At 60.4% G+C, this 25066-nt stretch carries 24 protein-coding genes; 4 read left to right on the top strand and 20 right to left on the bottom strand.

Annotated features, from left to right (window positions below):
- Nucleotides 1–79: 79 nt before the first annotated feature.
- The 12 genes from TM5383_RS13730 to nadA all read right to left on the bottom strand — a co-directional run bounded on the left by TM5383_RS13730 (nucleotide 80) and on the right by nadA (nucleotide 16113).
- Nucleotides 80–2701: a nitrate reductase gene (locus TM5383_RS13730; protein ID WP_058319624.1), complete on the bottom strand. Its 2622-nt coding sequence runs from the start codon at nucleotides 2699–2701 to the stop codon at nucleotides 80–82.
- A gap of 152 nt (nucleotides 2702–2853) precedes the next feature.
- Nucleotides 2854–3186, bottom strand: a complete 333-nt coding sequence (gene nirD / locus TM5383_RS13725) for a nitrite reductase small subunit NirD (RefSeq protein WP_058319623.1) — start codon at nucleotides 3184–3186, stop codon at nucleotides 2854–2856.
- Entirely contained in the window at nucleotides 3183–5627 is a 2445-nt protein-coding gene (gene nirB, locus TM5383_RS13720; protein ID WP_058319622.1) for a nitrite reductase large subunit NirB, read from the bottom strand. Before nirB ends, nirD begins: the two co-directional genes overlap by 4 nt.
- Nucleotides 5628–5669: 42 nt before the next feature.
- On the bottom strand, nucleotides 5670–6095 hold the full coding sequence (locus TM5383_RS13715; protein WP_058319621.1) for a globin domain-containing protein: 426 nt from the start codon (nucleotides 6093–6095) through the stop codon (nucleotides 5670–5672).
- 81 nt (nucleotides 6096–6176) lie between these two features.
- Nucleotides 6177–7862, bottom strand: a complete 1686-nt coding sequence (locus tag TM5383_RS13710) for an ABC transporter ATP-binding protein (protein WP_058319620.1) — start codon at nucleotides 7860–7862, stop codon at nucleotides 6177–6179.
- Between the two features lie 5 nt (nucleotides 7863–7867).
- Nucleotides 7868–8962 carry an ABC transporter permease gene (locus TM5383_RS13705; RefSeq protein ID WP_058319619.1) on the bottom strand — a complete coding sequence of 365 codons (1095 nt, stop codon included), beginning with the start codon at nucleotides 8960–8962 and terminating at the stop codon, nucleotides 7868–7870.
- Between the two features lie 96 nt (nucleotides 8963–9058).
- Nucleotides 9059–10438 carry a CmpA/NrtA family ABC transporter substrate-binding protein gene (locus tag TM5383_RS13700; RefSeq protein ID WP_058319618.1) on the bottom strand — a complete coding sequence of 460 codons (1380 nt, stop codon included), beginning with the start codon at nucleotides 10436–10438 and terminating at the stop codon, nucleotides 9059–9061.
- Between the two features lie 284 nt (nucleotides 10439–10722).
- The gene (locus TM5383_RS13695; protein ID WP_306345460.1) at nucleotides 10723–11895 is read right to left on the bottom strand and encodes a CmpA/NrtA family ABC transporter substrate-binding protein; all 1173 of its coding nucleotides are present in this window, start codon (nucleotides 11893–11895) and stop codon (nucleotides 10723–10725) included.
- Nucleotides 11892–12476, bottom strand: coding sequence for an ANTAR domain-containing response regulator (locus TM5383_RS13690; protein WP_058319616.1), 585 nt, complete (start codon nucleotides 12474–12476; stop codon nucleotides 11892–11894). The genes TM5383_RS13695 and TM5383_RS13690 overlap by 4 nt, the downstream gene beginning before the upstream one ends.
- A 143-nt stretch (nucleotides 12477–12619) precedes the next feature.
- The gene (gene nadC, locus TM5383_RS13685) at nucleotides 12620–13468 is read right to left on the bottom strand and encodes a carboxylating nicotinate-nucleotide diphosphorylase (RefSeq protein ID WP_058319615.1); all 849 of its coding nucleotides are present in this window, start codon (nucleotides 13466–13468) and stop codon (nucleotides 12620–12622) included.
- A gap of 6 nt (nucleotides 13469–13474) precedes the next feature.
- On the bottom strand, nucleotides 13475–15040 hold the full coding sequence (locus TM5383_RS13680; protein ID WP_058319614.1) for an L-aspartate oxidase: 1566 nt from the start codon (nucleotides 15038–15040) through the stop codon (nucleotides 13475–13477).
- 20 nt (nucleotides 15041–15060) lie between these two features.
- On the bottom strand, nucleotides 15061–16113 hold the full coding sequence (gene nadA, locus TM5383_RS13675; protein WP_058319613.1) for a quinolinate synthase NadA: 1053 nt from the start codon (nucleotides 16111–16113) through the stop codon (nucleotides 15061–15063).
- 225 nt (nucleotides 16114–16338) lie between these two features.
- On the opposite strand from nadA, the gene TM5383_RS13670 reads away from it, so the two are divergent.
- Nucleotides 16339–17037, top strand: coding sequence for a fumarylacetoacetate hydrolase family protein (locus TM5383_RS13670; protein ID WP_058319612.1), 699 nt, complete (start codon nucleotides 16339–16341; stop codon nucleotides 17035–17037).
- A 275-nt stretch (nucleotides 17038–17312) separates the two neighbouring features.
- A complete protein-coding gene (locus tag TM5383_RS13665) occupies nucleotides 17313–17501 on the top strand; it encodes a hypothetical protein (protein WP_058319611.1) in 189 nt (62 codons plus the stop codon).
- 226 nt (nucleotides 17502–17727) lie between these two features.
- Here TM5383_RS13665 and TM5383_RS13660 read toward each other — a convergent pair whose 3' ends face one another.
- The 8 genes from TM5383_RS13660 to fliM form a co-directional block, all read right to left on the bottom strand.
- Nucleotides 17728–17934 (bottom strand): hypothetical protein, encoded by a 207-nt coding sequence (locus TM5383_RS13660; protein ID WP_058319610.1) that lies wholly within the window; start codon nucleotides 17932–17934, stop codon nucleotides 17728–17730.
- Between the two features lie 45 nt (nucleotides 17935–17979).
- Nucleotides 17980–19134 (bottom strand): flagellar biosynthesis protein FlhB, encoded by a 1155-nt coding sequence (gene flhB, locus TM5383_RS13655; RefSeq protein WP_058319609.1) that lies wholly within the window; start codon nucleotides 19132–19134, stop codon nucleotides 17980–17982.
- Nucleotides 19127–19948, bottom strand: a complete 822-nt coding sequence (gene fliR, locus TM5383_RS13650) for a flagellar biosynthetic protein FliR (protein WP_058319608.1) — start codon at nucleotides 19946–19948, stop codon at nucleotides 19127–19129. Before fliR ends, flhB begins: the two co-directional genes overlap by 8 nt.
- Nucleotides 19948–20214, bottom strand: coding sequence for a flagellar biosynthesis protein FliQ (gene fliQ / locus TM5383_RS13645; RefSeq protein WP_058319607.1), 267 nt, complete (start codon nucleotides 20212–20214; stop codon nucleotides 19948–19950). Before fliQ ends, fliR begins: the two co-directional genes overlap by 1 nt.
- A 3-nt stretch (nucleotides 20215–20217) precedes the next feature.
- Nucleotides 20218–20976, bottom strand: a complete 759-nt coding sequence (gene fliP, locus TM5383_RS13640; RefSeq protein WP_058319855.1) for a flagellar type III secretion system pore protein FliP — start codon at nucleotides 20974–20976, stop codon at nucleotides 20218–20220.
- Nucleotides 20976–21284, bottom strand: a complete 309-nt coding sequence (locus TM5383_RS13635) for a hypothetical protein (RefSeq protein WP_058319606.1) — start codon at nucleotides 21282–21284, stop codon at nucleotides 20976–20978. The genes fliP and TM5383_RS13635 overlap by 1 nt, the downstream gene beginning before the upstream one ends.
- A gap of 163 nt (nucleotides 21285–21447) precedes the next feature.
- Nucleotides 21448–21789, bottom strand: a complete 342-nt coding sequence (gene fliN, locus TM5383_RS13630; protein WP_082645494.1) for a flagellar motor switch protein FliN — start codon at nucleotides 21787–21789, stop codon at nucleotides 21448–21450.
- 45 nt (nucleotides 21790–21834) lie between these two features.
- Entirely contained in the window at nucleotides 21835–22833 is a 999-nt protein-coding gene (fliM, locus tag TM5383_RS13625) for a flagellar motor switch protein FliM (RefSeq protein WP_269431436.1), read from the bottom strand.
- On the opposite strand from fliM, the gene istA reads away from it, so the two are divergent.
- Together istA and istB are read left to right on the top strand one after the other, a co-directional pair.
- Nucleotides 22826–24325, top strand: a complete 1500-nt coding sequence (gene istA, locus TM5383_RS13620; RefSeq protein WP_139246466.1) for an IS21 family transposase — start codon at nucleotides 22826–22828, stop codon at nucleotides 24323–24325. The genes fliM and istA overlap by 8 nt on opposite strands.
- On the top strand, nucleotides 24322–25066 hold a 745-nt coding region (istB, locus tag TM5383_RS13615), incomplete at its 3' end, for an IS21-like element helper ATPase IstB (protein ID WP_058319605.1). The genes istA and istB, both read left to right, overlap by 4 nt.

The raw sequence follows: 25066 nt of genomic DNA, 5'->3' as shown, positions 1-25066 counted from the left end.
TCTGTTGCTTGCTGTGGTCTACAGCGGGCTGGGCGCTAAAATAGCGTTTTCGCTACATGTTTTAAAGGGGCAGGCGCCGTCACTCCGCCGCTTCGCGGTGTTGGGCTGAGGCCAGAATTGCCGCAAGTTCCGGCCTGCAAGAACCGCAGTTCGTGCCAGCGTTCAGCGCGGCACCGATTTGTTCCACGCTGATCAGGTTTTGCAGATTAATCGCCTCAATTATCGTATTCACGCCCACGTTGAAACAGGCGCAGATCGTGGCGCCCGGATCGGGCTGATTGGCCCCTGCACGGCCCGCTAAGGCGCCCGAATCATTGCCGCCCAGCTGCCCGATCAGATGGCTGCGAGCCAGTTCAACAGGGGCGGGGGCGATGAACAGTGCGGCGATCAGTTGGCCGCCCCGATGCGCGGCCAGTCGGAACAGGCCGCGCGCGGGATCCTGCACCACCTGTACATCTGCGCCCGCTAGGTCAAAGAGCCTGCGCGCCTCGTCCTCCCAATCCTCAGGCGCGGTCATGCCTGCCAATTCCGCCTGCCAGCCGTTGCCGACGCGGGCGATGGCCCAATAATCTGTGTCGACCACCGATTTGTCATGGGTCACCGCATATCCGTACCACGCCGCCTGCAGCTTGGTGATTTTCACTGGACTTGCCTTGCTTTCGGGTTGGCCGGACACCGGGTCCACCTCCGCCGCGACCAGCGCGTCGATGCGCCCGTCAGAGGCATGGGTGCCGGTCCAGTGCATCGGGGCGAACACCTCCCCACGGCGCATTTTATCGCTGATCAGCACCCGCAAAACGGCGCGGCCATGGGGCGATGTCACCTCTGCCAGATCGGCAGCTTTCAGGCCCAGATCCTCAGCATCGCGAGGATGAATTTCCACATAGGGCTCGCCCATATGCTGGCTGAGGCGCGGCGCAAGGCCCGAGCGGCTCATCGTGTGCCATTGGTCACGAATGCGGCCGGTGTTCAGCACAAAGGGATGCGCGGCCGTGGGGGCATTTGCAGGCGAGCGGTGGTGCAGGGGCAGCATATTGGCCTTGCCCGAGGGGGTGTAGAATTGCCCATCGGCAAAGAACCGTCCGCCGTTGCGATCCGCGCTGATTGGCCAGTGCTGCGGGGTGAAGTCGTCATAATCCTCATTCGACAGATCGCTGAGGGCCGAGATATCGAAATCCCGCCCATGACCAGCCGCCAGACCTGACAGCGCCGCATATTCGCGCAGCACCTCTGCCGGTGTTTCATAATCAAACGCCGCCTGCCAGCCCATGCGCCGACCCACGTCTGCCAGCACGTCCCAATCATGGCGTGCCTCACCGGGCGCAGGTAGGAAGGAACGTTGCCGCGAAATGCAGCGTTCGGAATTGGTGACGGTGCCGGTTTTTTCGCCCCAGCCGGTGGCGGGCAGCAGCACGTCGGCCAGTTTTGCGGTGTCTGTGTCGCCGTACATGTCCGATACCACAACGAAATCACAGCCCTCGATCGCCTCTTTCACCCGGTCCGCCTCTGGCAGGGAAACGACGGGGTTCGTGCACATGACCCACAGCGCCTTGATCCGTCCATCGCCCACGGCGCGGAACATATCTACGGCCTTCAGCCCCGCCGCGTCGGGCATCTGCGGGGCCTGCCAAAACTCGCGCACCGTGGCGCGATGGCCTGCGTTTTCCAGATCCATGTGACAGGCCAGCATATTGGCCAGCCCGCCCACCTCACGTCCGCCCATGGCATTGGGCTGTCCGGTGACGGAAAAGGGCCCCATGCCCGCGCGGCCAATGCGGCCTGTGGCCAGATGACAGTTGAGGATGGCGTTGACCTTATCCGCGCCAGCAGTGGATTGGTTTACCCCCTGCGAATAGATTGTAACAACCTTTTCGGTGCCGACCCATGCGCGGGTGAAGGCGTCGATGTCGGCGCGGGGCAGGCCAGTGACCGACACATCACCGGAACTGGCGGCCTCTAGCGCCGCATCAAACCCATTCACATGCGCCGCGACATAGGCGCTGTCCACCGCGCCCTGTTCGTGGATGGCGCACAAAAGGTGGTTGAACAACGCCACATCGCTGCCGGGGGCCACGGCCAGATGCAGATCGGCCAGATCCGACGTCGCGGTGTGGCGCGGGTCGATGTTGATGATGCGCATGTTCGGGCGCGCCGCCTTGGCCGCTGCAACCCGTTGATACAAAACAGGATGACACCATGCGAGGTTTGATCCCACAAGAACCAGCAGGTCCGCCTGTTCCAGATCCTCATAATTGCCGGGCACAGTATCGGCACCAAAGGCCCGTTTGTGCCCTGCAACCGAGGATGCCATGCACAGCCGCGAATTGGTGTCGATGTTGGCGGTGCCCATGAAGCCCTTCATCAGCTTGTTGGCGACATAGTAATCCTCTGTCAGCAACTGGCCCGAGACATAAAGCGCAATTGAATCCGGTCCGTGTTTGGCAATCGTCTGTTTGAACCGCGTCGCCACCTCATCCAGCGCGTTGTCCCAAGTGGTTTCCGCGCTATGTACCACGGGTTTCAACAACCGTCCGTCCAGCGCCAGCGTTTCGGCCAAGGCCGATCCCTTGGAACACAGGCGGCCCTTGTTGGCGGGGTGGTCAGGATCGCCCTTCACGCTGACCTGACCGTCTTTCAAGGTGGCCAGAACACCGCAGCCGACGCCGCAATAGGGGCAGGTGGTCTTGATCGTTTTGCTCATATCGGGCGGTCCTGTTGCAGTCGTTTTGGCAGAGGCCCCGGATCACGTCCGGGGCGGTTGCGCGTTTTGGAAACCTGCCCCGGACGTGATCCGGGGCCTCACCCCCAAGTTAGCGACCCTGAGTTAGCGGCCTGTGCTAAGTTGGGGCTTTGTCAGGCAGCGGCAACCGCCTCAAACCGGCTGGTGTCGAGCAGGATTTTCCCACCCTCGACCCGCACGGCGTAGGTGTCGATGGATCCCTCATCCGCGCCCTGCGCCTGACCGGTTTCCAGCGAAAACACCCAGTTGTGCAGCGGGCAGGTTACCGCGCGGCCATGCACGATGCCCTCTGACAGCGGGCCGCCCTTGTGCGGGCAGCGATCCGAGGTGGCGAACACCTCATCCACCGCAGTGCGAAACAGGGCCACGCAGCCGACGCGGGTTTTCACAACGCGCGCGCCACGCAGGGGGATTTGGTCAACGGGTCCGATATCAAGCCAGCTCATTCCGCAGCCTCCAGTGTCAGATCAGCGATCGGGGTGAATTGTTTGGCGGGTTCGGGGCGTGCCTGTTCGGCCCAGGGATCGGTGCGATAGACCGACTGCGACACCTCAAACCGGTCTGCCAATGCGCGGCGGTTTTCCAGATCATCAACCACCTGTTCCTTGCACCACTCAAGGCCGACCTTGGCGACCCATTTATAGATGCGGTCCAGATATTTGGCCTGTTCACGGTAAAGCTGGGTAAAGGCGCAGATCACCTCCATCGCCTCTGCCTCGGTGGCGACTTTGCACAGGAGCTCTGTTTCCTTGACCTCCATCCCCGCAGCCCCGCCGACGGAGATTTCATAGCCCGAATCCACGCAGATCACGCCGATGTCTTTGCACGTCGCCTCAGCACAGTTGCGCGGACAGCCAGAAACCGCCAGTTTCAGCTTGTGCGGCGTCCAAGAACCCCACAGCTCCTTCTCCAGCTTGATGCCCAGACCGGTGGAATCCTGCGTGCCAAAGCGGCAATGGTCGGTGCCCACACAGGTTTTCACCGTGCGCAGCCCCTTGGAATAGGCGTGGCCTGATACCATGCCAGCCTGATTGAGGTCGAACCAGATCGCGGGCAGATCCTCACGTTTCACCCCCAACAGGTCGATGCGCTGTCCGCCTGTGACCTTGACCGTGGGGACGTTGTATTTGTCCGCCGCATCGGCAATCGCGCGCAGCTCATCCGGTGTGGTGATGCCGCCCCACATGCGGGGAACCACGGAATAGGTGCCGTCCTTCTGGATGTTGGCGTGGCGGCGTTCGTTGACAAAACGGGACTGTGGATCGTCGGCATACTCCAGCGGCCAATCGGCCAGCAGGTAGTAGTTCACCGCCGGGCGACAGGTGTGACAGCCGTTCAACGTCTGCCAACCCAGTTCCTGCCAGACCGCTTCCTGACTTTTCAGTTCTTGCGATTTGATCAGGCGGCGCAGCGCCTCATGAGTCAGATCGGTGCAGCCGCAGATGGCCTGATCGGTGGGAATGACAAAATCATCGCCCAGCGTGGTGCCCATCAGCTGTTCCACCAACCCCGTGCATGTCCCGCAAGAGGCCGAGGCCTTGGTCGTGGCGCGAATGTCACCCAGCGTGGTGGCGCCGCCCTGAATGGCGGTCACGATGTCGATTTTGGAAACGCCGTTGCAGCCGCAAATCTCTGCCTCATCCGGCAAGGCTGCAACGGCCGCCATAGGGTCCAGCGCGGCCCCCCCTTGGTAGGCTGGCCCAAAGATCAGCGTATCGCGCATGTCCGACACATCGGTGCCATCCTTGATCATGCCATAGAACCACGCGCCATCGGCGGTGTCGCCGTACATCACCGCCCCGATGATGCGATTGTCCTTGAGGATCAGGCGTTTGTAGACGCCACGGGCCGGATCGCGAAAGACAATGTCTTCGCGGTCGTCGCCTTCGGCGAAATCGCCAGCGCTGAACAGGTCACAACCGGTGACCTTCAGCTTGGTCGACACCTCTTTGTTCACAAAGGTGGCCTCTTGGCCCAGCAGGGTCTGCGCCAGCACCTTCGCCTGATCATAAAGCGGCGCGACAAGGCCGAAGACCGCGCCGTTGTGTTCCACACATTCCCCCAGCGCCAGAATATCCGCGTCCGAGGTCACCATCTGATCGTCCACATGGATGCCGCGACCGGTGGCCAGACCAGCCGCCTCACCCAAGGCGGTGGCGGGTCGGATGCCCACGGCCATGACCAGCAGATCGCAGGGCAATTCGGTGCCATCGTCCAAGAGCAGCGCGCGCACCTTGCCATCCTGCCCAAGGATTTCCTTGGAATTGGCGTTGCACATCACGGTGATGCCCTTATCCACCAGCGCCTTGCGCAAGAGGTATCCTGCTGCCGGATCCAGCTGACGTTCCATCAGGTGGCCCATGATGTGGACCACGGTGACGTCGACGCCCTGTGCCGCCATGCCAGCGGCCGCTTCCAGACCCAACAGACCACCGCCGATGACCACGGCCTTGGACCCCGTCTTGGCGCCAAGGCCCATCATCCGCTCGGTGTCTTCCAGATCGCGGTAGGGGATCACGCCGTCCAGATCATGGCCAGGAAGCGGGATCATGAAGGGGGTGGAGCCCATGCCAAGCACCAGCTTGTCATAAGGCACCTCACCGTTTTCGCCTACAACCACCTTGCGGTCGCGGTCGATATGCACCACCCGTTCGCCAAAGCGGCAGGTGACGTTGTGCTGTGCGTACCAATCGTCATCATGGGTGACGATTTCCGCGTAGGTTTTTTCGCCCGACAGCACCGGCGATAGCATCAGCCGGTTGTAGTTGCCACGCGGCTCAGTGTTGAACAGGGTGACATCATAGGCGGCTGGATCTGCGTCAAACAGGGTTTCCAGCATCCGCCCCGAGGCCATTCCGGCCCCAATTACGACGAGTTTTTTAGACATGACTGCCTCCTTGCCCGATGACGCGGGCAGGGGGCTGCCCGTTTATGACGCCTTGGAGTAGGCCGTTTCGATCATCGTGTTGGAAATTGCGGTGTAGATTTCGACCCAGAGCGCCCGTTCCTTGTCGGGCAGCCCGCCGGGGGTGATATCGTTGAGGGCAAAAATCAGCGCCTCGCCCACCAACGCGTAGTGTTCTGGCTGCGCCCCATAGCCGACATGGCGTTTGGCCAGCCGTTTCAACTTGCCCATGAAGAACATCGGCTGGTGCAGGTTGTCCACCAACAGGTCCAGCATGTGTTCCAGTTTCTTTAGCTGTTCGTCCATATCCTGCGGGAACAGCGGGCGTGCCTGCGGCGCGATGGCGAACAAACGACGATAGAAACTGTTGGTCAGAAAACCTTTGCTGGGTCCAAGCGCCCGATAGGCCCCTTGGATCAGGGCAACCTCGTCCTTGCTGAGCAAATTCATCCGCATCCTCCTTCGGTGTTGAGAAGGGCAGGCTGGCAGCAAATGCTTGCGATATGGTGAAGGAAACGCTCATTGTGACCCTCAGGCTGCTTTGGGTTTGCCTGTTGCGGCGGCTTGGGGTTTCGGTTTCGCGCCGTGTTCGTATTCCTCAAGGAAATCAAGAACCTCTTGGCGGAAGGTGTAGTAATCTGGATGGTCCAGCAGCGCCTTGCGCGTACGTGGACGCGGCAGATTAACGTCGACAATTTTACCGACTGTGGCCTGCGGCCCATTGGTCATCATCACCACGCGGTCTGCCAGCAGGATTGCCTCATCCACATCATGGGTCACACAGATCGCGGTCACCTTGGTGCGGTCCCAGACCTCCATCAGCACCTCCTGCAACTCCCAGCGGGTCAGGCTGTCAAGCATGCCGAAGGGTTCATCCAAGAGCAGCAATTTGGGCGACAGGGCAAAGGCGCGGGCGATGCCTACACGTTGCTGCATGCCGTTTGACATCGAACTGGCAGGGCGGTCCATCGCATCGGCCAGACCCACACGTTCCAGATAGTATTCCACCACGTCCTGACGTTCGGCCTGCGACGCCTTGGGGTAAACCTTATCAACGCCAATGGCGCAGTTTTCGCGCGCGCTGAGCCACGGGAACAGGTTTGGTGATTGGAACACCACCGCGCGTTCGGGATCTGCGCCTTCAACATGGCGGCCATCCAGACGGATACCGCCTTTGCTAATCGAGTTTAGACCCGCTGCCATAGTCAGCACGGTGGATTTGCCACAACCCGAATGCCCGATGAGCGAGATGAACTCCCCACGATTCAGTTTCAGGTTAAAATCCTCCACCACGGTCAGCGGACCCTTAGGGGTGGGGTAGATTTTATGCAGCTGGGAAAAGTCGAGGAAGTTGTTGTCGATCATACCCTTCTGCGCGTCAGCGACAGCGGCCGGAACACCGTGGATCGGTTCCACGTTGGGCAGGGTGCGGGTGGCCTCTGACTTGGCCTCGATGCCTACATCCATCAGGTATTTGGTGATCTCACCGCGCAGTTTCTTGAACCCGTCGTGGTGGTTCATCTCCATCCGGTCGCGGGGGCGGGGGATGTCAACGGTGAACGCCTCACCCAAGGTGCCATCAGGGTTCAGCGGGATGATGCGATCAGCCATTATCACCGCCTCATCCACGTCATTGGTGATCAGCACGCAGGTTTTCTTGTCTGCATCCCAGATCTCCAGAATCTCATCCGCCAGATTGGCGCGGGTCAGCGCATCCAGTGCCGACAGCGGTTCGTCCAGCAACAGAACCTCTGGGTTCATCGCCAGCGCACGGGCCACGTTGACCCGTTGGCGCATACCGCCAGACAGTTCCGCCGGACGACGTGTCATCGCGTGGCTGAGGCCCACCATTTTCACGTAATGCGCCACCTTTTCAGCGCGGTCCGCCTTGCTGAGGTTGGGGAAGATCGTGTCCACCGCCAGCCCCACGTTGCCCGCAACGGTCAGCCATGGCATCAGGGAATAGCTTTGAAAGATCACGCCGCGCTCAGGACCGGGACCGTCGATCGGCTTGCCCTTGAACGTGATTTCCCCGCTGGTGGGGGTATCCAGACCCGCCATCATATTCACCAAGGTGGTCTTGCCAGAGCCGGAGAAGCCGAGGAGGACCAGAAACTCCCCCTCTTTCACGTCGAGGTTGATGTTTTTCAGCACGTCATGGCGATGTTGGCCTTCGCCATAGGATTTGCAGAGGTTTTTGAAAGAAATCATAGACATGTCGATCACCGGTTGTTCGTGAAGGTGAACAGGGACTGCAGGGCATACATCACACGGTCCAGAAGGAAGCCGATGATGCCGATGGTAAAGACGGCGACCATGATCTTGGCCAGTGACTGACTGGACCCGTTCTGAAACTCATCCCAGACGAACTTGCCCAGACCGGGGTTCTGCGCCAGCATTTCAGCGGCGATCAGCACCATCCAGCCCACACCCAGGCTGAGGCGCAGCCCGGTAAAGATCAGCGGCAGCGCCGAGGGCAGGACCAGTTTAGTGATCTTGGTCCATGTGTTCATTTTCAGCACCTTGGAGACAGAGACGAGGTCTTTGTCGATGCTGGACACCCCCAGCGCGGTGTTGATCAAGGTGGGCCACAGCGAACAGAGCGTCACGGTGATCGCCGAGATCAGGAAAGACTTGGAGAACATGCCGTCATTGGTGGTGTAAACCGCCGATACGATCATCGTCACAATCGGCAACCACGCCAGCGGCGACACGGGTTTGAAGATTTGCACCAGCGGGTTCACCGCAGCGTTCGCGGTTTTGCTGAGGCCAGCGGCGATGCCAACGGGAACAGCGACCACCGTGGCGATGAGGAAGCCGAAGAAGACCGTGGTGATCGAGGTCCAGATTTGCTGATAATAGGTCGGCTTCCCAGTGTAGGTGCGTTGCTTGACCTTATCGGCTTTGCCCGCCTCGATCAGCTTGGCATTGCGGGCGTCTTGGCGTTCATAAAACGCGGCAGCCTTGTCTTTTTCGCGCAAATGATCGGCGTGAAGGTTGCCTACCTGCTCCCATACTTGCACAGGACCGGGGATTGCCCCCAGCGAGGTCTGCACCTTGGGCGCCAGCGTACCCCACGCGATGAGGAAGACCGCGATGGCGATCAGCGGCACGCCCAACAGCTGCCAGACCTCTTTCATCTGGGCACGCGGGTTGTCACCGGCGGCGGCTTTCAGGATCGGGGTCAGCCACGCCAGACCCAGCACTTGAAACCAGCCGTCCATGCGGTTGATGCGGGTGAAAATGCGGGCCTGTCGGGCTTCTTTCTCGGCGGATTTCTCCGCTTCGGAGAGGGTTTGCGGGTCGATGGCAGTCATGGCGAGGTGTCCTGGCTGGAGCGATCAGTGAAGGGAAAAGGCGGGGGCGGGCTGTGCCGCCCCCCTAGTTTTTAGGGCCACTCGGGGAAGAGGTGATTAGCCCTGAATGTCGCTGCCCACGACCTTCTGTTCGCCTTTCAGGCCGATCGGCAGGCTGTCCAGATAGGCGTTGGGGGTGCGACCGTCGTAGGGGATGCCGTCAATGATGTCGGCGGCAGGCGTCGCGGCCTTGTAGCCGTCGCTGTCCCAGGGGAAGTCTGCTTCATCCGCCAGACCTTCTTCGACCAGCATTTTGGCTGCTTCCAGATAGATTTCCGGCTTGTAGACCGACTTGGCGATCTCATCGTACCAGCTGTCAGGCTTGGCCTCGGCGATCTGACCCCAGCGGCGCATCTGGGTCAGGTACCAGACAGCGTCCGAATAGTAGGGGTAGGTGGCGTTGTAGCGGAAGAACACGTTGAAATCGGGCACGTCGCGCTTGTCCCCTTTTTCGTATTCAAAGGTGCCGGTCATCGAATTGGCGATCACGTCATAATCCGCGCCCACGTATTCGGACCGGCTGAGGATTTCCACCGCTTCGGGGCGGTTGGCGTTGTCGTTTTCATCAAGCCACATGGCGGCGCGGATCAGCGCTTTGGTGATGGCCAGCGTGGTCTGCGGGTTTTCCTGCTGGAACTCAGCCGACAGGCCAAAGACCTTTTCAGGGTTGTTCTTCCACAGTTCATAGTCGGTGATCACCGGCACACCGATGCCTTTGAACACGGCCTGCTGGTTCCACGGCTCACCCACGCAGTAGCCGTAGATGGTGCCTGCCTCCATCGTGGCTGGCATCTGCGGCGGTGGGGTTACAGACAGCAGAACATCGGCGCCGATCTGGCCGCTCACATCCTCTGGCGAATAGAACCCCGGCTCCAACCCGCCAGCGGCCAGCCAGTAACGCAGTTCGTAGTTGTGGGTGGATACGGGGAACACCATGCCCATGTTGAACGGCTTGCCCTCTTCGGCGTAGGCCTCGACCACCGGTTTCAGCGCAGAGGCAGAGATGGGGTGGATCGGCTTGCCCGCGTCATCATGGGGGATGTGCTGTTTCATCTCAGCCCAGATTTCGTTCGATACGGTGATGCCGTTACCGTTCAGATCCATCGAGAAGGGGGTGATGATATGCGCCTCGGTGCCATAGCCGATGGTTGCGGCCAGCGGTTGACCGGCCAGCATGTGCGCACCGTCCAAAGTGCCAGAGATCACACCGTCCAGCAGCACCTTCCAGTTGGCCTGTGCTTCCAGTGTGACAAACAGGCCTTCGTCCTCGAAATACCCCTTTTCATAGGCCACGGCGAGGGGCGCCATGTCGGTCAGTTTGATGAAGCCGAATTTCAGCTCATCCTTTTCAACGTCCAGCAGTTCCGCCATCGCAGGCGAGGTCAGGAGGGTGCTGGCAGCAAGCAGTGAAGCGGTTTTCAAAGTAAGGCGTTTCATATCAAGTCCTCTGTTGCAGTTCTTTGGCGGGCGTCCCAAGTCCCTGTGGTGAAAACGAAAAAAGCCGCTCGACTTCTCTGCCTCGGAAGGGTGGGCAGATTGGTCGAGCGGCTTTGCTCCGGTGTAACGCGACCCCAAAAGGGAGGAGAGGGGTTGCGCTATATATCGGAACGCCATTGTTCCGGTTGAGTACGATCCTGAGGCCTTCACGGCAGTGCAGCAAGGAAATTGATCCGATTTTGCTGCGCTGCCGCATTTGACGTTGGGGTCTGCTCATTTTTTAGTCAGACAATCTGTTCAAGATCAAAAATCCGGCCATCAAAGAAGGAATCGGGCGGCAGGATCAGCCGCCCATTTGCCGATCCCAGCGCGCTGGGATGGGTCAATGCGCCTTCGACTTTGGAGGATGCACCGGGCAATCCACGGGTCACCTGCGCCAGATGTTGGCGGTGCAGATCACTGCGGAAGACGCCTTTGGCAATCTCTGCGGCTTTGACAGGATCGCCGCCATGGCGACGCGCTAGTTGCACGCCGATCCACGCGGCCTGCGATTGCCATGGGAAGGTGGCGGCCCCTTCGAAGAAGTCGACAAAACGCGGCACCTGCCGTTCCTCACCGCGTGCGGAGATCACCAAACGCCCCGACAGGGCACGGTCGATCAGGTCCGGCGATACGCCCAGATGTTCGGGGCGCGACAGGATTTCGGCGCAGGTGGTCATGTTCTGTGCTTGACCCAGCCAGCGACCTGCGCGCCACAGGCTGCGGATCAGCCGGCCAGCGATGTCGGGGTGTCTGTCGGCCCAGCCGTGGCGCGTGGCCAGCACCTTTTCCGGGGCGCTTTGCCAGATGGCCTGACCCGGCAGCAGCAATTCCCCAACGCCGTTTTCAACTGACATCGTGCCCCACGGTTCGCCCACGCAGAAGGCGTCGATTTCGCCCTTGGCCATCGCTTCGGCCATCAGGGGTGGGGGGACAGTGTGGATACTGGGGCGGCGGTCTTGTGGCAGGCCGATGGCATCCAGCCAGTAAAACAGCAGCTCCGCGTGCATGGAAAACGGGAAAGGGATGCCAACGCGCAAGGGCTGATCAAGGCCCAGCAGCGCTTGACCGGCCGCGACCGCATTATTGAAGTCAAACCCATGTCCGCTGCGGCGCAATTGATCGGCTACGGCTGGGCTCAGCCCGATGACATTGCCGTTGAGCGAAAGAACCGACAGCACCTCCAGCGGCTGTGCCGATCCGCCGAGGCCAAGGGCGGTGGCAATCGGCAGCGGTGCCAGTAGGTGCGCCGCCTCCACATGTCCCAGTGCCAGATAATCGCGCAGCGCCGACCAGCTGGGCGCGCGGTACAGGTCCAGTTGTAGCCCTTCTTCCTCATCAAAACCCAATTCGCGGGCAATGATCAGCGGCGCCGCATCAACAAGGGGGATATAGCCCACAGGCACACGCATATTCATGACAATAGCCCCGCTGTGCTGACCAGTGCCTCTGCCACCTCGGGCAGTTTGCGGCCCTGATCCATCGCCGCCTTGCGCAGCAGCGCGTAGGCCTCATCCTCGCTGATGCCGCGGGCCTTCATCAGGATACCCTTGGCGCGGTCGATTGTTTTGCGTTCCTCAAGGGCGCGGCGTGTCGCCTCCAGCTCAGTCCGCATGCGGCTGACCATGTGGAAGCGGGTGATCGCGGCATCCAGAATGGGGGTCAGGCGTTCCTGTTGCAGGCCGTTCACGACGTAGGCGGAAACACCCGCCTCAATCGCCGCTTTGGTCAGCGCACCGTCGGATTGGTCGACAAACATCGCCACGGGACGTTCCATCGGGCCAGAGGCTAGCGCCAGCTCTTCCAGCGCGTCGCGCGAAGGGTTGGCCATGTCGATCAACACCACATCAGGATCAAGCGCGGCGATGCGTCGGGCGAGCCCACTTTCGTCAGAGATAACGGTGATATCGTGATCACCCGATGCGGTTAGACCATCGACGATCTGGCCCGCGCGGTCGCAGTCCTTTTCGACGATAATGATAGAGAGGTTCTTGGGCATGGCGGCGCGGTTCCGTGGCTATGGCGCCCGGATTTTCCGCATCGCAGCATTTTTGTGCAAACTTAACGCGGGGGTGCCGTGGGTTTACGGCATCCTGTGCTGAATTTTTAAGCGACCGCTATAAGTGTGGGCAGATTTCTGGATCAGAAATCCAGCCCCAGATCCAAGGTTTGCGCCGAATGGGTCAGCGCACCGGAAGAGATATAGTCCACACCGGTGGCCGACACGTCGGCGATCCGCTCCAGCTTCATATTACCAGACGCTTCCAGCACCATTTTGCCCGCGTTCATTGCCACCGCCTCACGAAGGGTGGGGGTGTCCATGTTGTCCAGAAGCACCACGTCTGCGCCACCAACACTCAGCACCTCGTCCAGCTGGGTCAAGGTGTCCACCTCAATCTCCACCCGCACCATGTGGCTGGCGTGGGCCTTGGTGGCCTCCAGCACGGCACGCACACCACCGGCGGCGGCGATGTGGTTGTCCTTGATCAGGATCGCGTCGGATAGGCTGAAACGATGGTTGAATCCGCCGCCATGCAGCACGGCCTGTTTTTCCACGATGCGCAGGCCCGGTGTGGTTTTGCGGGTGCAGGTGATGCGGGTTTTGGTGCCTGCGGTCTGTTGCACGAAGCTGGCGGTCAGGGTGGCGATCCCCGTCAGGCGACCGGCAAAGTTCAGCGCCACACGTTCACCGGATAGGATTGAGGCGGCGGGGCCTTCGATTTCCATCAAGGTGTCGCCCTTGGCGATCGCGTCGCCGTCCTGTTTCAGCGGGCGAATGTCCAGCGTGGGATCGACAAGGCGAAAGGCAATCGCCGCCACCTGCATGCCCGACACCACACCGTCAGCGCGGGCGTTCAGCCGTGCGGTGTAGCGCACATCGGCGGGGATGACCGCGCGGGTGGTGATGTCGCCATAGGTGCCCAAATCCTCCATCAAGGCGGATTTCACCAGTGGTTCCAGGATCAGGTCAGGCAGGGTGGCATAAGTCATGATGGATCACTCGTATCTTTGGCGCAGCGCGAGCGCCTCTGTCAGGGTCAGGCGGCTACGCTGTCCGGTGTCGCCGTTCGTGTCTGGGAAATCAAGCCGGCAGTGGGCGCCACGGCTTTCCTGCCGCATGAGGGCTGCGGCAGTGATCAGCGTGGCGGTGGCGGTCATGTTGGTGAAATTGGGGCAGGGGGCATGGGCGGCCTCCAGCGTGGCGATCTGGTGCAGCGCCTGTTCTAGGCCGCTTGCATCGCGCAGGACGCCGACGTTATCGGTCATGCATTGGCGCAGCGCTTCGACAGCCTGCGGATCAGGATGTGTGCCGGTGCCGGTGAAGGTGAGGTCGACGGCTTCGGCATCCTTCGTATCCGGCACCGAGGCGGCGATGTCACGGGCGCAGATGCGGCCATAGACCAGCGCCTCTAGTAGCCCGTTGGAGGCAAGGCGGTTCGCCCCATGCAGACCGGTTGAGGAGGCTTCGCCACAAACCCAGAGGTTTTGCAGCGATGCACGCCCTTCGGCATCTACAGCAATCCCGCCCATGTGATAATGCGCGGCGGCGGCGACGGGGATGGTCTGCACCTCTGGGTCCAGACCGGCACGCGCGCAGGCTTCGGCCACCGCTAGAAACTGCGTCTTGATTGCCGCACCGATGGCGTCGCGGGTGTCCAGCGCGGGTTTGCGGCCTGCTTGGGTTTCGGCGTAGATCGCGCGGGCGACCACATCACGGGGCGCCAGTTCGGCGTCAGGATGCACGTCGGTCATGAAACGGTGACCGTCTGCGTTGACCAAAACCGCGCCTTCCCCGCGCAGCGCCTCGGTCGCCAGTGGTGCGGGATCTTCGCCCATGTCGATGGCGGTAGGGTGGAATTGCACAAATTCGGCATCGGCAATCACCGCACCGGCGCGGGCGGCCATGCCGATCACCTGCCCACGAATGCGCGGTGGGTTGGTGGTCAGTTTGTAAAGCCCGCCAGATCCACCGCCCGCCAGCAAAACCGCAGGGGCGTTGATCAGCACTGGTGCTTTGTCGCCCGTGGCGGGGTCGACCCAGACGCCGGTAACGCTGTCGTCCGTCGTTTCCAGACCAGAGGCCAGCACGCCCTCCAGCACCTGAACAGATGGGGTTGCGGCCACCTCTGCGATCAGGGCGCGCATGATCTCGGCCCCGGCTTGATCGCCTTTCACACGGACCACGCGGGCGTAGCTGTGTGCGGCCTCACGCGACAGGACATAACCGCCATCTGCGTCGCGGTCGAACGGCGTACCAAGGCGGGTGAGGTCCAGAATGTGATCGCGCGCCTCACGCGTGACCCGCGCCGCCACCGCTGCATCCACCGTGCCTGCCCCTGCTGCCAAGGTGTCGCTGGAATGGCTGTCGGGACTGTCGGGATCGCGCATCGCAGCCGCCACACCGCCCTGCGCCCAAGCCGACGATGCCCCTTCGCCCAACGGATCGGGGGAGATCATCAAAACAGGGCGCGGCGCCAGATGCAGCGCCGCATAAAGCGCCGCCAATCCGGCGCCGACGATCACGATGCGATCGGTGGTGATAGGCTGTGAGGATACGGCCAAGTCTGTCTTCCCGTTTGGGCTTAGAGGCCCATCTTGCGGCTGACGTCGATCATCCGCTGCACCGCCAGACGCGCGCCTTCGGCGACCTCTGGGTCCACTTCCACAGGGGTGGACATGGTGTGCAGGCTATAGAGGACCTTTTCCAGCGTGATCTTCTTCATGAAGGGGCACATGTTGCAGGGTCCGACAAAATCCACATCCGGCAGCGCGTCCGAAATGTTGGAGGCCATGGAACATTCCGTCACCAGCATCGCCTTTTCGGGGCGCTCTTTCTCGACATAAGAAATGATGCCCGAGGTCGAGCCGGAGAAGTCCGCTTCGTTTACTACATCAGGGGGGCATTCGGGGTGCGCGATGATGCGAGTGCCGGGGTTCCATTCGCGGAACTCGCGCAGGTCCTGCGCGGTGTAGCGTTCATGCACGATGCAGGACCCTTCCCACCAGACGACGTTTTTCTGCGGCACCTGTTTCGCGACGTTTTGCGCCAGATACTGATCCGGCGTCATGATCACCGTGTCACTATCCATCGCCGCGACGATCTGCGCGGCATTGGATGAGGTGCAGCAGATGTCAGACGCGGCCTTCACCTCGGCGGTGGTGTTCACATAGGTGACAACCGGCGCACCAGGATATTTGGCGCGCATTTCTGCGATCCCTTCGGCCGTGATGGAAGAGGCCAACGAACAGCCCGCTTCCATATCCGGCATCAGCACTGTTTTCGACGGGTTCAGGATTTTTGAGGTTTCCGCCATGAAGTGCACGCCCGCTTGGACGATGACGTCTGCTTCTACCTTGGTAGCCTCGATCGCCAGTTGCAGGCTGTCCCCTACAACGTCAGAAATACCGTGGTAGATATCGGGCGTCATGTAGTTGTGGGCCAGAATGGCTGCGTTGCGCTCTTTCTTCAACTCGTTGATCGCCTTGACGTAGGGCGCATAGACCACCCAGTCGGGGGGCGACACAACGCGGTCCATGCGCGCGTAGATGTCAGACATGCTGTCGGCGAGTTTCTGATTGGGGCTAAGGTCGTAATGCGCGCCAAGTTCAACGCGCAGATCGCTAAGATCGAGCAAGCAACTGTCCTCCTTGAAGGTGCCTGGCCGGATGGCTTGGGGGCGGGGTATATGTGGAAAACACGGGCCTCGCTAGTGAATTTGTTGATATATGACTGTGCTTGTCATCTTTTTGTTACGATTTGACGCGGCGGAGTTTCCGAAAGGGGACGTTCTGGCGGGCCTTGTTGTTTTGCGCAAAGAGGGGTTTTCTGGCGGCACATCGCAAGTAGCAGGAGTGCGCCCATGTCCGAATATGTGTTTCAGCCATCAAATGTCGTGTCCGTAGCCATGCAGGGCGAAGCGGCACGCTATCCGGTGCGACGCATTTTCTGTGTGGGGCGCAATTACGAGGCGCACGCCCGTGAAATGGGGGCCGAGGTTGACCGCGAGGCGCCGTTTTATTTCACCAAATCGGCCCACTCGGTGATCGAAAGCGGTACCCGGCTACCCTATCCGCCGGGCACTGCGGACCTGCATCACGAAATGGAATTGGCCGTAGCGCTGGGCGGGGCCGTGGATCGTTCCAGCCCTGAGACTGCATTGCAGTCGGTGCTTGGCTATGGCTGCGCGCTCGACATGACGCGCCGCGATCTGCAAGCCAAAGCCAAGGAAAAGCGCCGCCCGTGGGATCTGGGCAAGGATTTCGAAGGATCTGCGGTATTGGCGCCCTTGGTACGTGCAACAGATTGGGGCCCTGTGGCCGAACAGTCGATCACGCTGGCGGTCAATGGCGACATGCGGCAGTCGGCACAGCTGGATCAGATGATCCATGGGGTTGGCGCGGTGCTGATGGACCTGTCGCAATTTTATACATTGGGCGCGGGCGATGTCATCCTGACGGGCACACCAGCAGGCGTTGGCGCGGTGGTCGCGGGCGATCAGCTGGTAGGGCAGATTGACGGCCTGCCACCCGTGCAACTGACGCTCGCCGCGCGCAGCTGAGAGCGGCAAAAGACGCGCCGCCAAGCGCTGTGGGCGGTGTTCTGCATGTGGGCGTTCGGGTGGTCTGGATTCGTGCGAACACAGAAAGATGAGCGGATTTGAACCCATTCACCGTGTGTTAAGGAAATAAATACATACTTTCGTTGGTAGTCCCAGACGAAATCGCCCGTTTGGTCGCCCTATGTGATCTGGCGCTGGCGGGGTGGTTTGCGCAATGCTGGGTACATCGAAAACATGCACAGCACAGGCTGGCATTCAACGAAAGGACGGACGCCATGTCGACACAGATCCAAAACGCCGCTTTCGGGACGCAGCACCCCGTTGGTTTCGGTTCTGATGTGAACAAGCGTCAGGATGATGCCTCTCCGATCTTGCCGTCAGGCTGGTGGATGGCGCCCTTCCTGCTGACCGGGACGATGTTCTGGCTGTGGTTTATTCCTGTCCTGTCGAACACCGTGATCTGATCCAGCGCGGGTTTTCTAACAAAGTTTCCTCAAGTCTGCGGGGGCGGTTTGTCCCCTAAAAATACCGCCTCCGCAGCAATATCTCTCTCTCCGACGAAAACGGGTGGTCCCCTCGGCCACCCGTTTTCTTTTGGTGTCTCTTAAATGTTGCTGCGCTGGGCAGTGGCTGTCAGGCAGACATACTGACGCTCGCTGACGAATAGGGTAATGATTGCGAAATGCGCGATCATTCTCGGCCCAGCCAAGAGGCCACGCGCGCGATTTGAAATCGCACTGCGCCAGCAAGGGACAACACTGCGCAAAATCCCATAAAGGCCACCTTCAGGGGTTCACCTTCGCGCACGGCTACCTCGCTCAGCAGGAACAGGCCAACGCCGGCAAAACACAGTGTGGAAATCATCTGGCCGTAAGAGCCACGTTCACGGTTCAGCATCAAATTGTCCTTTCATAAGGGCGCCGATTGGGGCGGTCACGATCATCATGCAGCTTTCTTGCCATGTTCGTTGAAGCGGAAGTCATCGGGCAGATCTACGTCCGGCAGATCGGCATCGGGGTCCTGATCCAGATGGTAGACGTGGGCCAGAATGGTCGCCACTGCCGCATAAAGACCGGGGTGAATTTCCCCACCAAGCGGTGAGGTAAAGTAAAGCGCACGGGCCAGCGGCGGCACCGGCAGGATGGTCACATCATGTTCCTTCGCCAGTTCGCGGATCTGGAACGCCATAGCGCCTTCGCCCAATGCCAGAACGCGGGGGGCGTCATCCTCACCGGGAACATAGCGCAGCGCGACGGAGAAGTGTTTGGGGTTGGTGATGATCGCGGTGGCGTCCTTCACATCGTCCAGCGCGGCACGGCGCGAGGCACCGTTTTGCGCGGCCTCCATCTGTTTGCGGCGGATCGCGCCTTTGACCTCGGGCGAACCTTCGGTCTGTTTGCTCTCATCCTTGATTTCCTGCAGCGACATTTTCAGCTGTTTGTTCATGCTGTGGATTTGCCAGATCAGGTCCACCGCACCGATGATCGCCAGCGCCAGAACCAGCGCCATCAGCACCTGATAGGACACCGACGACAGCATCGAAAACTGCGATCCTGCCTCCATGAACGCGGTGGTGGACAGTTGCGGCAGCCATTGCCACAGAACCAGACCGGCGGCGGCGCTGAGCATGGTCACCTTCATCACCGCCTTCAGCAGTTCCACCAGCGCTTTGGCGGACACCATGCGCTTGATGCCCTTAAACAGGTTCAGTTTGGAAAACTTGGGCTTGAGGTTCGAGGTGGCGAACAGAATCCCGCCACCCATCGCCGCCTGCATTGCCACGGTGGCAATCAGCATTGGCACGCCCAGCACCATGCCGATGATCAGCACATGACGCAGTGAGTCATGCAGGCGCGTCATAATCAGCGTGTCAAAGTTGGCGGCGGTGCCAAAACGGAAAAAGCTGGCAAAATCACGGGCCAGAATGGGCCCTGCGAAACTGCCAGCCATCAAAATCACAATGGCGCTGAGCATAGAGGCGAAGACGAACATTTCTTTGGAGGTGACTGTCTTGCCCTCCTTTCTAGCGTCCGCTTTCTTTTTTGGGGTTGGCTCCTCAGTTTTTTCCTGACTGTCGCCTGCGCCACCTTCAGCCATTTGCCGCTCCTGTTAGCATCTGGGTCAGCGCGTCGATCGCTGCCTCGATCAGTTTGTCGTAAGCCAGCCCCATCACCGGCGCGCCAAGGTACAGAAGAACCATGGTGACCGAGAGGGTGAGGGGGAAGCCGAATGAGAAAATGTTCAGCTGCGGGGCCGAACGGGTCATCACGCCGATGCCCATGTTGACCAGCAGAAGGACCGATACCACAGGCATCATCAGTTTCGCCGCATGGGCAAACATATGGCCGCCTGCATCAATACCCGCCTGCGCAATGCCGGAGAAGTCAAAGACCGTGCCGGGCGGGATGTGGTTGTAGCTGTCCAGAACCAACCGGAACGCGGTCAGATGGCTGTCGGTTGACACAAACAGCACCAAGAGGCCAAGGCTAAACAGCTGCGAGATCACGGGGGCGGTGGCACCGTTCGTCGGATCCACCTGCGCCGCAAAGCCAAGGCCCGCGGTGGTCGCGATCCGATCGCCAGCCACCGTGGCGGCGGCAAAGAAGATGGACAAGATGAGGCCAGCAGAGGCACCCAGCGCAATTTCACCCAGCACCATTCCCACGATGGCGGGGCTGGTCAGCGCCTCGACCGTGGGAAGGTCGGCATAGGCCATCACCGGGATGGTCAGGATCACAGAAGTCACAATGCGCACCTGCACCGGCACAAAACGGGCGCCAGTGATCGGCGCCGCCATGATAAAGGCCCCGATGCGGATCATCGCAAACATGAAGAGGAGGAGGATATCAAGCAGTCTTGATATTTCGATCCCCGGCACGCCAGAGTCATATGTGACCAGATCAATAAACATCAGCGGATATTCGCAACCAGTTCAAAAATATGGATAAAGTAGTCTGACATCGTGGTCAGCATGAACCCGGATGCCAGGCCCATGGTCAGCAGCACGATGGCCAGTTTCGGCACGAAGGACAGCGTTGCCTCGTTGATTGAGGTGGCAGCCTGAATGATACCAACGGTCAGACCAACGGCCAGCGCGATGCCCAGAACGGGGCCAGCGGTCATCAGGATCTTCCAGTAGGCGATCTGTAGCTGTTCGATATTTGCGTCAAAATCCATCTCTTATCCTCCGACACCGCTGGCGAATGAATTGACAAGCGACCCCATGGTCAGCGCCCAGCCATCGACCAGCACAAACAGCAGCAACTTGAACGGCAGCGACACCAGCATCGGCGACAGCATCATCATACCCAGCGCCATCAGGATCGATGCGATCACCATGTCGATCACCAGAAATGGCAGGAACAGCAGGAACCCGATCTGAAACGCGGTTTTCAGTTCCGAGGTGATGAAGGCGGGCAGCATCACCGACAGCGGTACATCCTCATTTGTCTCGTAAGGGCCACTGCCCGACAGATCCATGAACATCATCAGGTCGTTCTGGCGGGTGTTTTCGATCAGGAAGCCGCTGATTAGCACACGGGCACGCTGCAGCGCCTCGGGCGCGGCCATGTTGCCATCCAGATAGGGGGCAACGGCGCTGTCATACACTTGCGTCAGCATCGGCTGCATGACGAAGAAGCCAAGGAATAGCGCGATCGCCACCAGCACCTGATTGGGCGGCGTCTGCTGTGTGCCCAATGCCTGACGCAGGATCGACAGGACGATGATGATGCGGGTAAAGGCGCTCATCCCCAGGACAATCGACGGCAGCACCGTCAGCGCGGTCATCAGGGCGAGGATCTGCAGGGAGAGGGAGTATTTCGTACTTTCACCGCCGCCTGGGCCGATCAGTTCCAGCGCGGGCAGGCCCTGCGACAGGGCGGGGGAGGCGGTGAGCGTTGCCGCCGTAATGAGGAGGAGGGGGGCAGTCACGCGCATCATGCGGCCACCTGTGCGATCTGGGCGACCTCTGCAGGGGCTGCGGCTGCGGCTTTGACATTCAGCGGGGTCACAACCGGTGCCTGACGTTTGGCGGTGACGATCAGAAACTCTTGCCCGTCTACATCCAGCAACATCGCGCGGCTGTCTGCCCCCAGCGCGGTCACCTCGGTAATCGCCATGCGGCGATCTGTAGACAGTTTGCCCTTCAGCTTGCCCTTGTTGGCCTGCACCACATAAAGCGCCGCCAAAAGGACAGCCAGAAAGCCCCCCACAGTCAGCAGCTGATCAATTGTGACAATATCCATAACACGCCTCTCCTATCGGCCTTGATGACCAATTGGGGGCATGTTTCGTGCCAAGTGATCGCGCGATTTGCCACTGGCGCAGCAAAATTCGCACGGGCGCATGGCCTGCGTGATTTTAGGGGATGGCAGGGGGCGGGCGCCCCCTGATTTTAGGGCTTATGGATCAGATGTTCACCCGATCCTTGGGGTCGACAATATCGCCAAACCGGATGCCGAAGCGTTCGCCGATCACCACGACCTCGCCCTTGGCGATTGTGGTTCCGTTGATCTGGATATCCAGCGGATCACCCGCCATGCGGTCCAGTTCCACAACCGATCCTTCGTTCAGTTTCAGCAGATCCTCGATGGTGATCTGGGTGCGCCCAACCTCCACCGTCAGGCGTACCTTGACCGAGTCGAGGACGCCCAGCCCGCCGAGCAGGCCCTGATCCGTGGTATCCGGCAAACCCGCGCCAGAGGTGGCGGGCAGACCTGCGGTTTCTTCCATCACGGTGTCATCACTCATCACAACGATCCTTTTACTTCGGGGTCTTTGCCGGTTGCGGGCATCTTAAGAGGTGGTTTCCGCCAGACGGCGGGTCAGGTTCAGGGCAGATTTGCCAGAGGCTTCGCCAAGGTCGGCATCAAACAGGGGCCGGCCTTCGACGATCAGTTTCGGGGCAGGGGTCATCGCCACCGGCACCACGTCGCCCGCCGCGACCTGGCCAATGCGGCCAAGGGGCAGTTGCGGTTCGGCCAGAATGGCGGTGACGTCCAGCGGCACCTGCAGCACCGCTTGTTCCAGTTTTTCGCGCCATGTCATGTCCTCTTCCATCAGGTCAGAGTGCATGCGCGAACGCAGCTGTGCGGCAATCGGTTTCAGCGTTTGCAGCGGGTAAATCACATCAAAGTTCGCCGGATCCGTATCGGGCAGCTGCACCATAAAGGAACAGTTGATCACCATATCATCGGCATCCGCGAAGGAGGCAAAACTGAGGTTCTCTTCACGTGCCTGCAATTCGAAATGGATAGGCATCAGATCGCGCCAGGCCAGTTCCAGCTGTTCGTTCAGCCCGTTGGATACCAGTTCGATCACCCGCTGTTCGGTGCCGGTAAATTCCGTGCGCGCCACCTGCAGGGCGCTGATATCGCCACCATAATAGCTATTGGTCAGCATCGACACGAAATCCGGCGGGATCACCAGCATCTGCGATCCGCGCAGCGCTTCAATCCGACTGGTGGTCAGCGAGACAAAGTTTTCCACCTGATCGGTGTAATCCGAAAATGTCTTGATCTCGGGCGGGAAGGACGAAATCCGCGGCTGTAGACGCAGCATCGGTAGAAAAACGGAACGCGCCAGACGGCAGAAGCGTTCGTTGATCATCCGCATCCCGTAGTAGTCGCCCATCAGCGACAGGTTGTTATCCCCGAATTTGTACGGTTTGTAACTTATGTGTGAACGGCGGAGCAATACTCGGCCACGGTAGCGACGGCATAGTGTTGTCGCGGGCGGCGTAAAAGTCGTCCACTTTTGCCCTTTCGGATTTCGGGAGGGCTTGGGGATATACACCGTGGACTTGTATTTGAAGGTGCGTCACGCTCATTTCCAGGATGGATTGAGCGGGCGTCAGATTGCCCGGGATTTTGGGATCAGCCGGGACAGTGTTGCGAAGATGTTGGCCTATTCGGAACCGCCGGGATATCGGCGGACAGCGCCGATCAGGCGCCCGAAGCTGGATGCGTTCACCAGCCAGATGGACCAATGGCTTGCTGAAGACAGGAGCCGCCCTCGCAAGCAGCGTCACACCGCCAAGCGTATTTTCGAGCGGTTGCGGGACGAGTGCGGTTTTGATGGCAGCTACACCATCGTCAAGGATTACGTTCGAGACCGGAAGCGGACCGGCAAGGAGATGTTCGTGCCGCTGAGCCATCCGCCCGGTCATGCACAGGCCGATTTTGGTGAAGCGCTTGTCGTGATCGGCGGCGTCGAGCAGAAGGCACACTTCTTTGCCCTCGATCTGCCGCACAGCGACGCATGCTACATCCGGGCCTATCCTGCGGCCAATACCGAGGCGTGGCTTGACGGCCATGTCCATGCCTTTGCGTTCTTCGGCGCGGTTCCCCAGTCGGTTCTTTATGACAATGACCGCTGTCTGGTGGCCCGGATTCTGCCGGATGGCTCCCGGCAAAGAACCCAGCGGTTCAGCGCGATGTTGTCGCATTACGTGATCCGGGACCGCTATGGCCGTCCCGGCAAGGGCAATGACAAAGGGGCCGTGGAGGGGCTGGTCGGCTACGGACGTCGCAACTTCATGGTGCCGATCCCGTCCTTTCCGGACTGGCACGCGTTCAACGCTCACCTGGAAGAGCAGTGCCGCAAGCGCCAGGGTGATGTTCTGCGTGGCCACAAGGTCAGCATCGGGGAACGGCTGAAGGCCGATCTCGCGGCGATGCGGGATTTGCCCGGCACCCCCTTTGAGGCCTGTGAGTTGCAAAGTGGCCAGGTCACATCGACATCGGTGGTGCGTTATCGCGGCAATGATTACTCGGTGCCGGTTGCCTACGGCCACCGTGCGGTCTGGATCAAGGGCTTCGTGACCCGGGTTGTCATCGGCTGCGGCGCCGAGGTGATCGCTGAGCATTCGCGCTCCTATGACACCGGCGACATGGTGTTTGATCCACTGCATTACCTGGCGCTGATCGAACGCAAGATCATGTCCTTCGATCAGGCCGCGCCTCTGCAGGGCTGGGAGTTGCCCGAAGCGTTCAAAACCCTGCGCCGACTGCTGGAAGCCCGGCAGGGAAAGGCCGGCAAGCGCGAGTATGTGCAGGTCCTGCGCCTTCTGGAGCGCTTCGAGATTGACGTGCTGCATCTTGCCGTCAAAGATGCCCTGCGAATGGGAGCGGTCAGCTTCGATGCAATCAAGCACCTGATCTTGTGCAGGGTCGAGCAAAGGCCTCCGAGGCTGGATCTGGATGTCTATCCCTTCCTGCCCAGAACCAACATCACCACCACCTCCGCCGCATCCTACATGAGCCTGCTGGCAGGAGGTGGGGCATGACGGATGCACCCGAACTGCTGCTGGCCCACCATCTCAAAACGCTTCGGCTGCCCACGTTCCTGCGTGAACATGACAAGCAGGCCCGTATCTGCGCCGCTGAAGGCGTAGATCACGTGCGTTACCTGGCCCGGCTGACCGAGCTGGAACTGATCGACCGGGAACGGCGCATGGTGGAACGCCGGATCAAGGCCGCAAAGTTCCCGACCATCAAAAGCCTGGACAGCTTCGACTTCAAGGCGATCCCGTCGCTCAACAAGATGATGGTGCTGGAGCTGGCGCGCTGCGAATGGATCGAACGCAAGGAGAATGTGATCGCGCTCGGTCCCTCCGGCACCGGCAAGACCCATGTCGCCCTCGGGCTGGGACTGGCTGCCTGCCAGAAAGGATTGCCTGTCGCCTTCGTGACCGCCGCAGCCCTCGTGCACGAGATGATGGAGGCCCGCGACGAAAAACGCCTCCTGCAACTCCAGCGCAAACTCGCCAAGGTCAAACTGCTGATCATCGACGAGCTGGGATTCGTCCCCTTGAGCAAAACCGGCGCCGAGCTTCTGTTCGAGCTGATCTCACAGCGCTACGAGCGAGGGTCGACCCTGATCACAAGCAACCTGCCCTTCGAGGAGTGGACCGAAACCTTCGGCACCGAACGCCTGACCGGCGCGCTGCTGGACCGGCTGACACACCACGTCAACATCCTCGAGATGAACGGCGAAAGCTACCGCCTCAATCAAAGCCGCGCCCGCC

It is taken from the genome of Thalassovita mediterranea, from assembly GCF_001458435.1.
In the GTDB taxonomy this organism is placed as follows: domain Bacteria; phylum Pseudomonadota; class Alphaproteobacteria; order Rhodobacterales; family Rhodobacteraceae; genus Thalassobius; species Thalassobius mediterraneus.
This window is presented reverse-complemented; position numbering and strand designations above follow the sequence as displayed.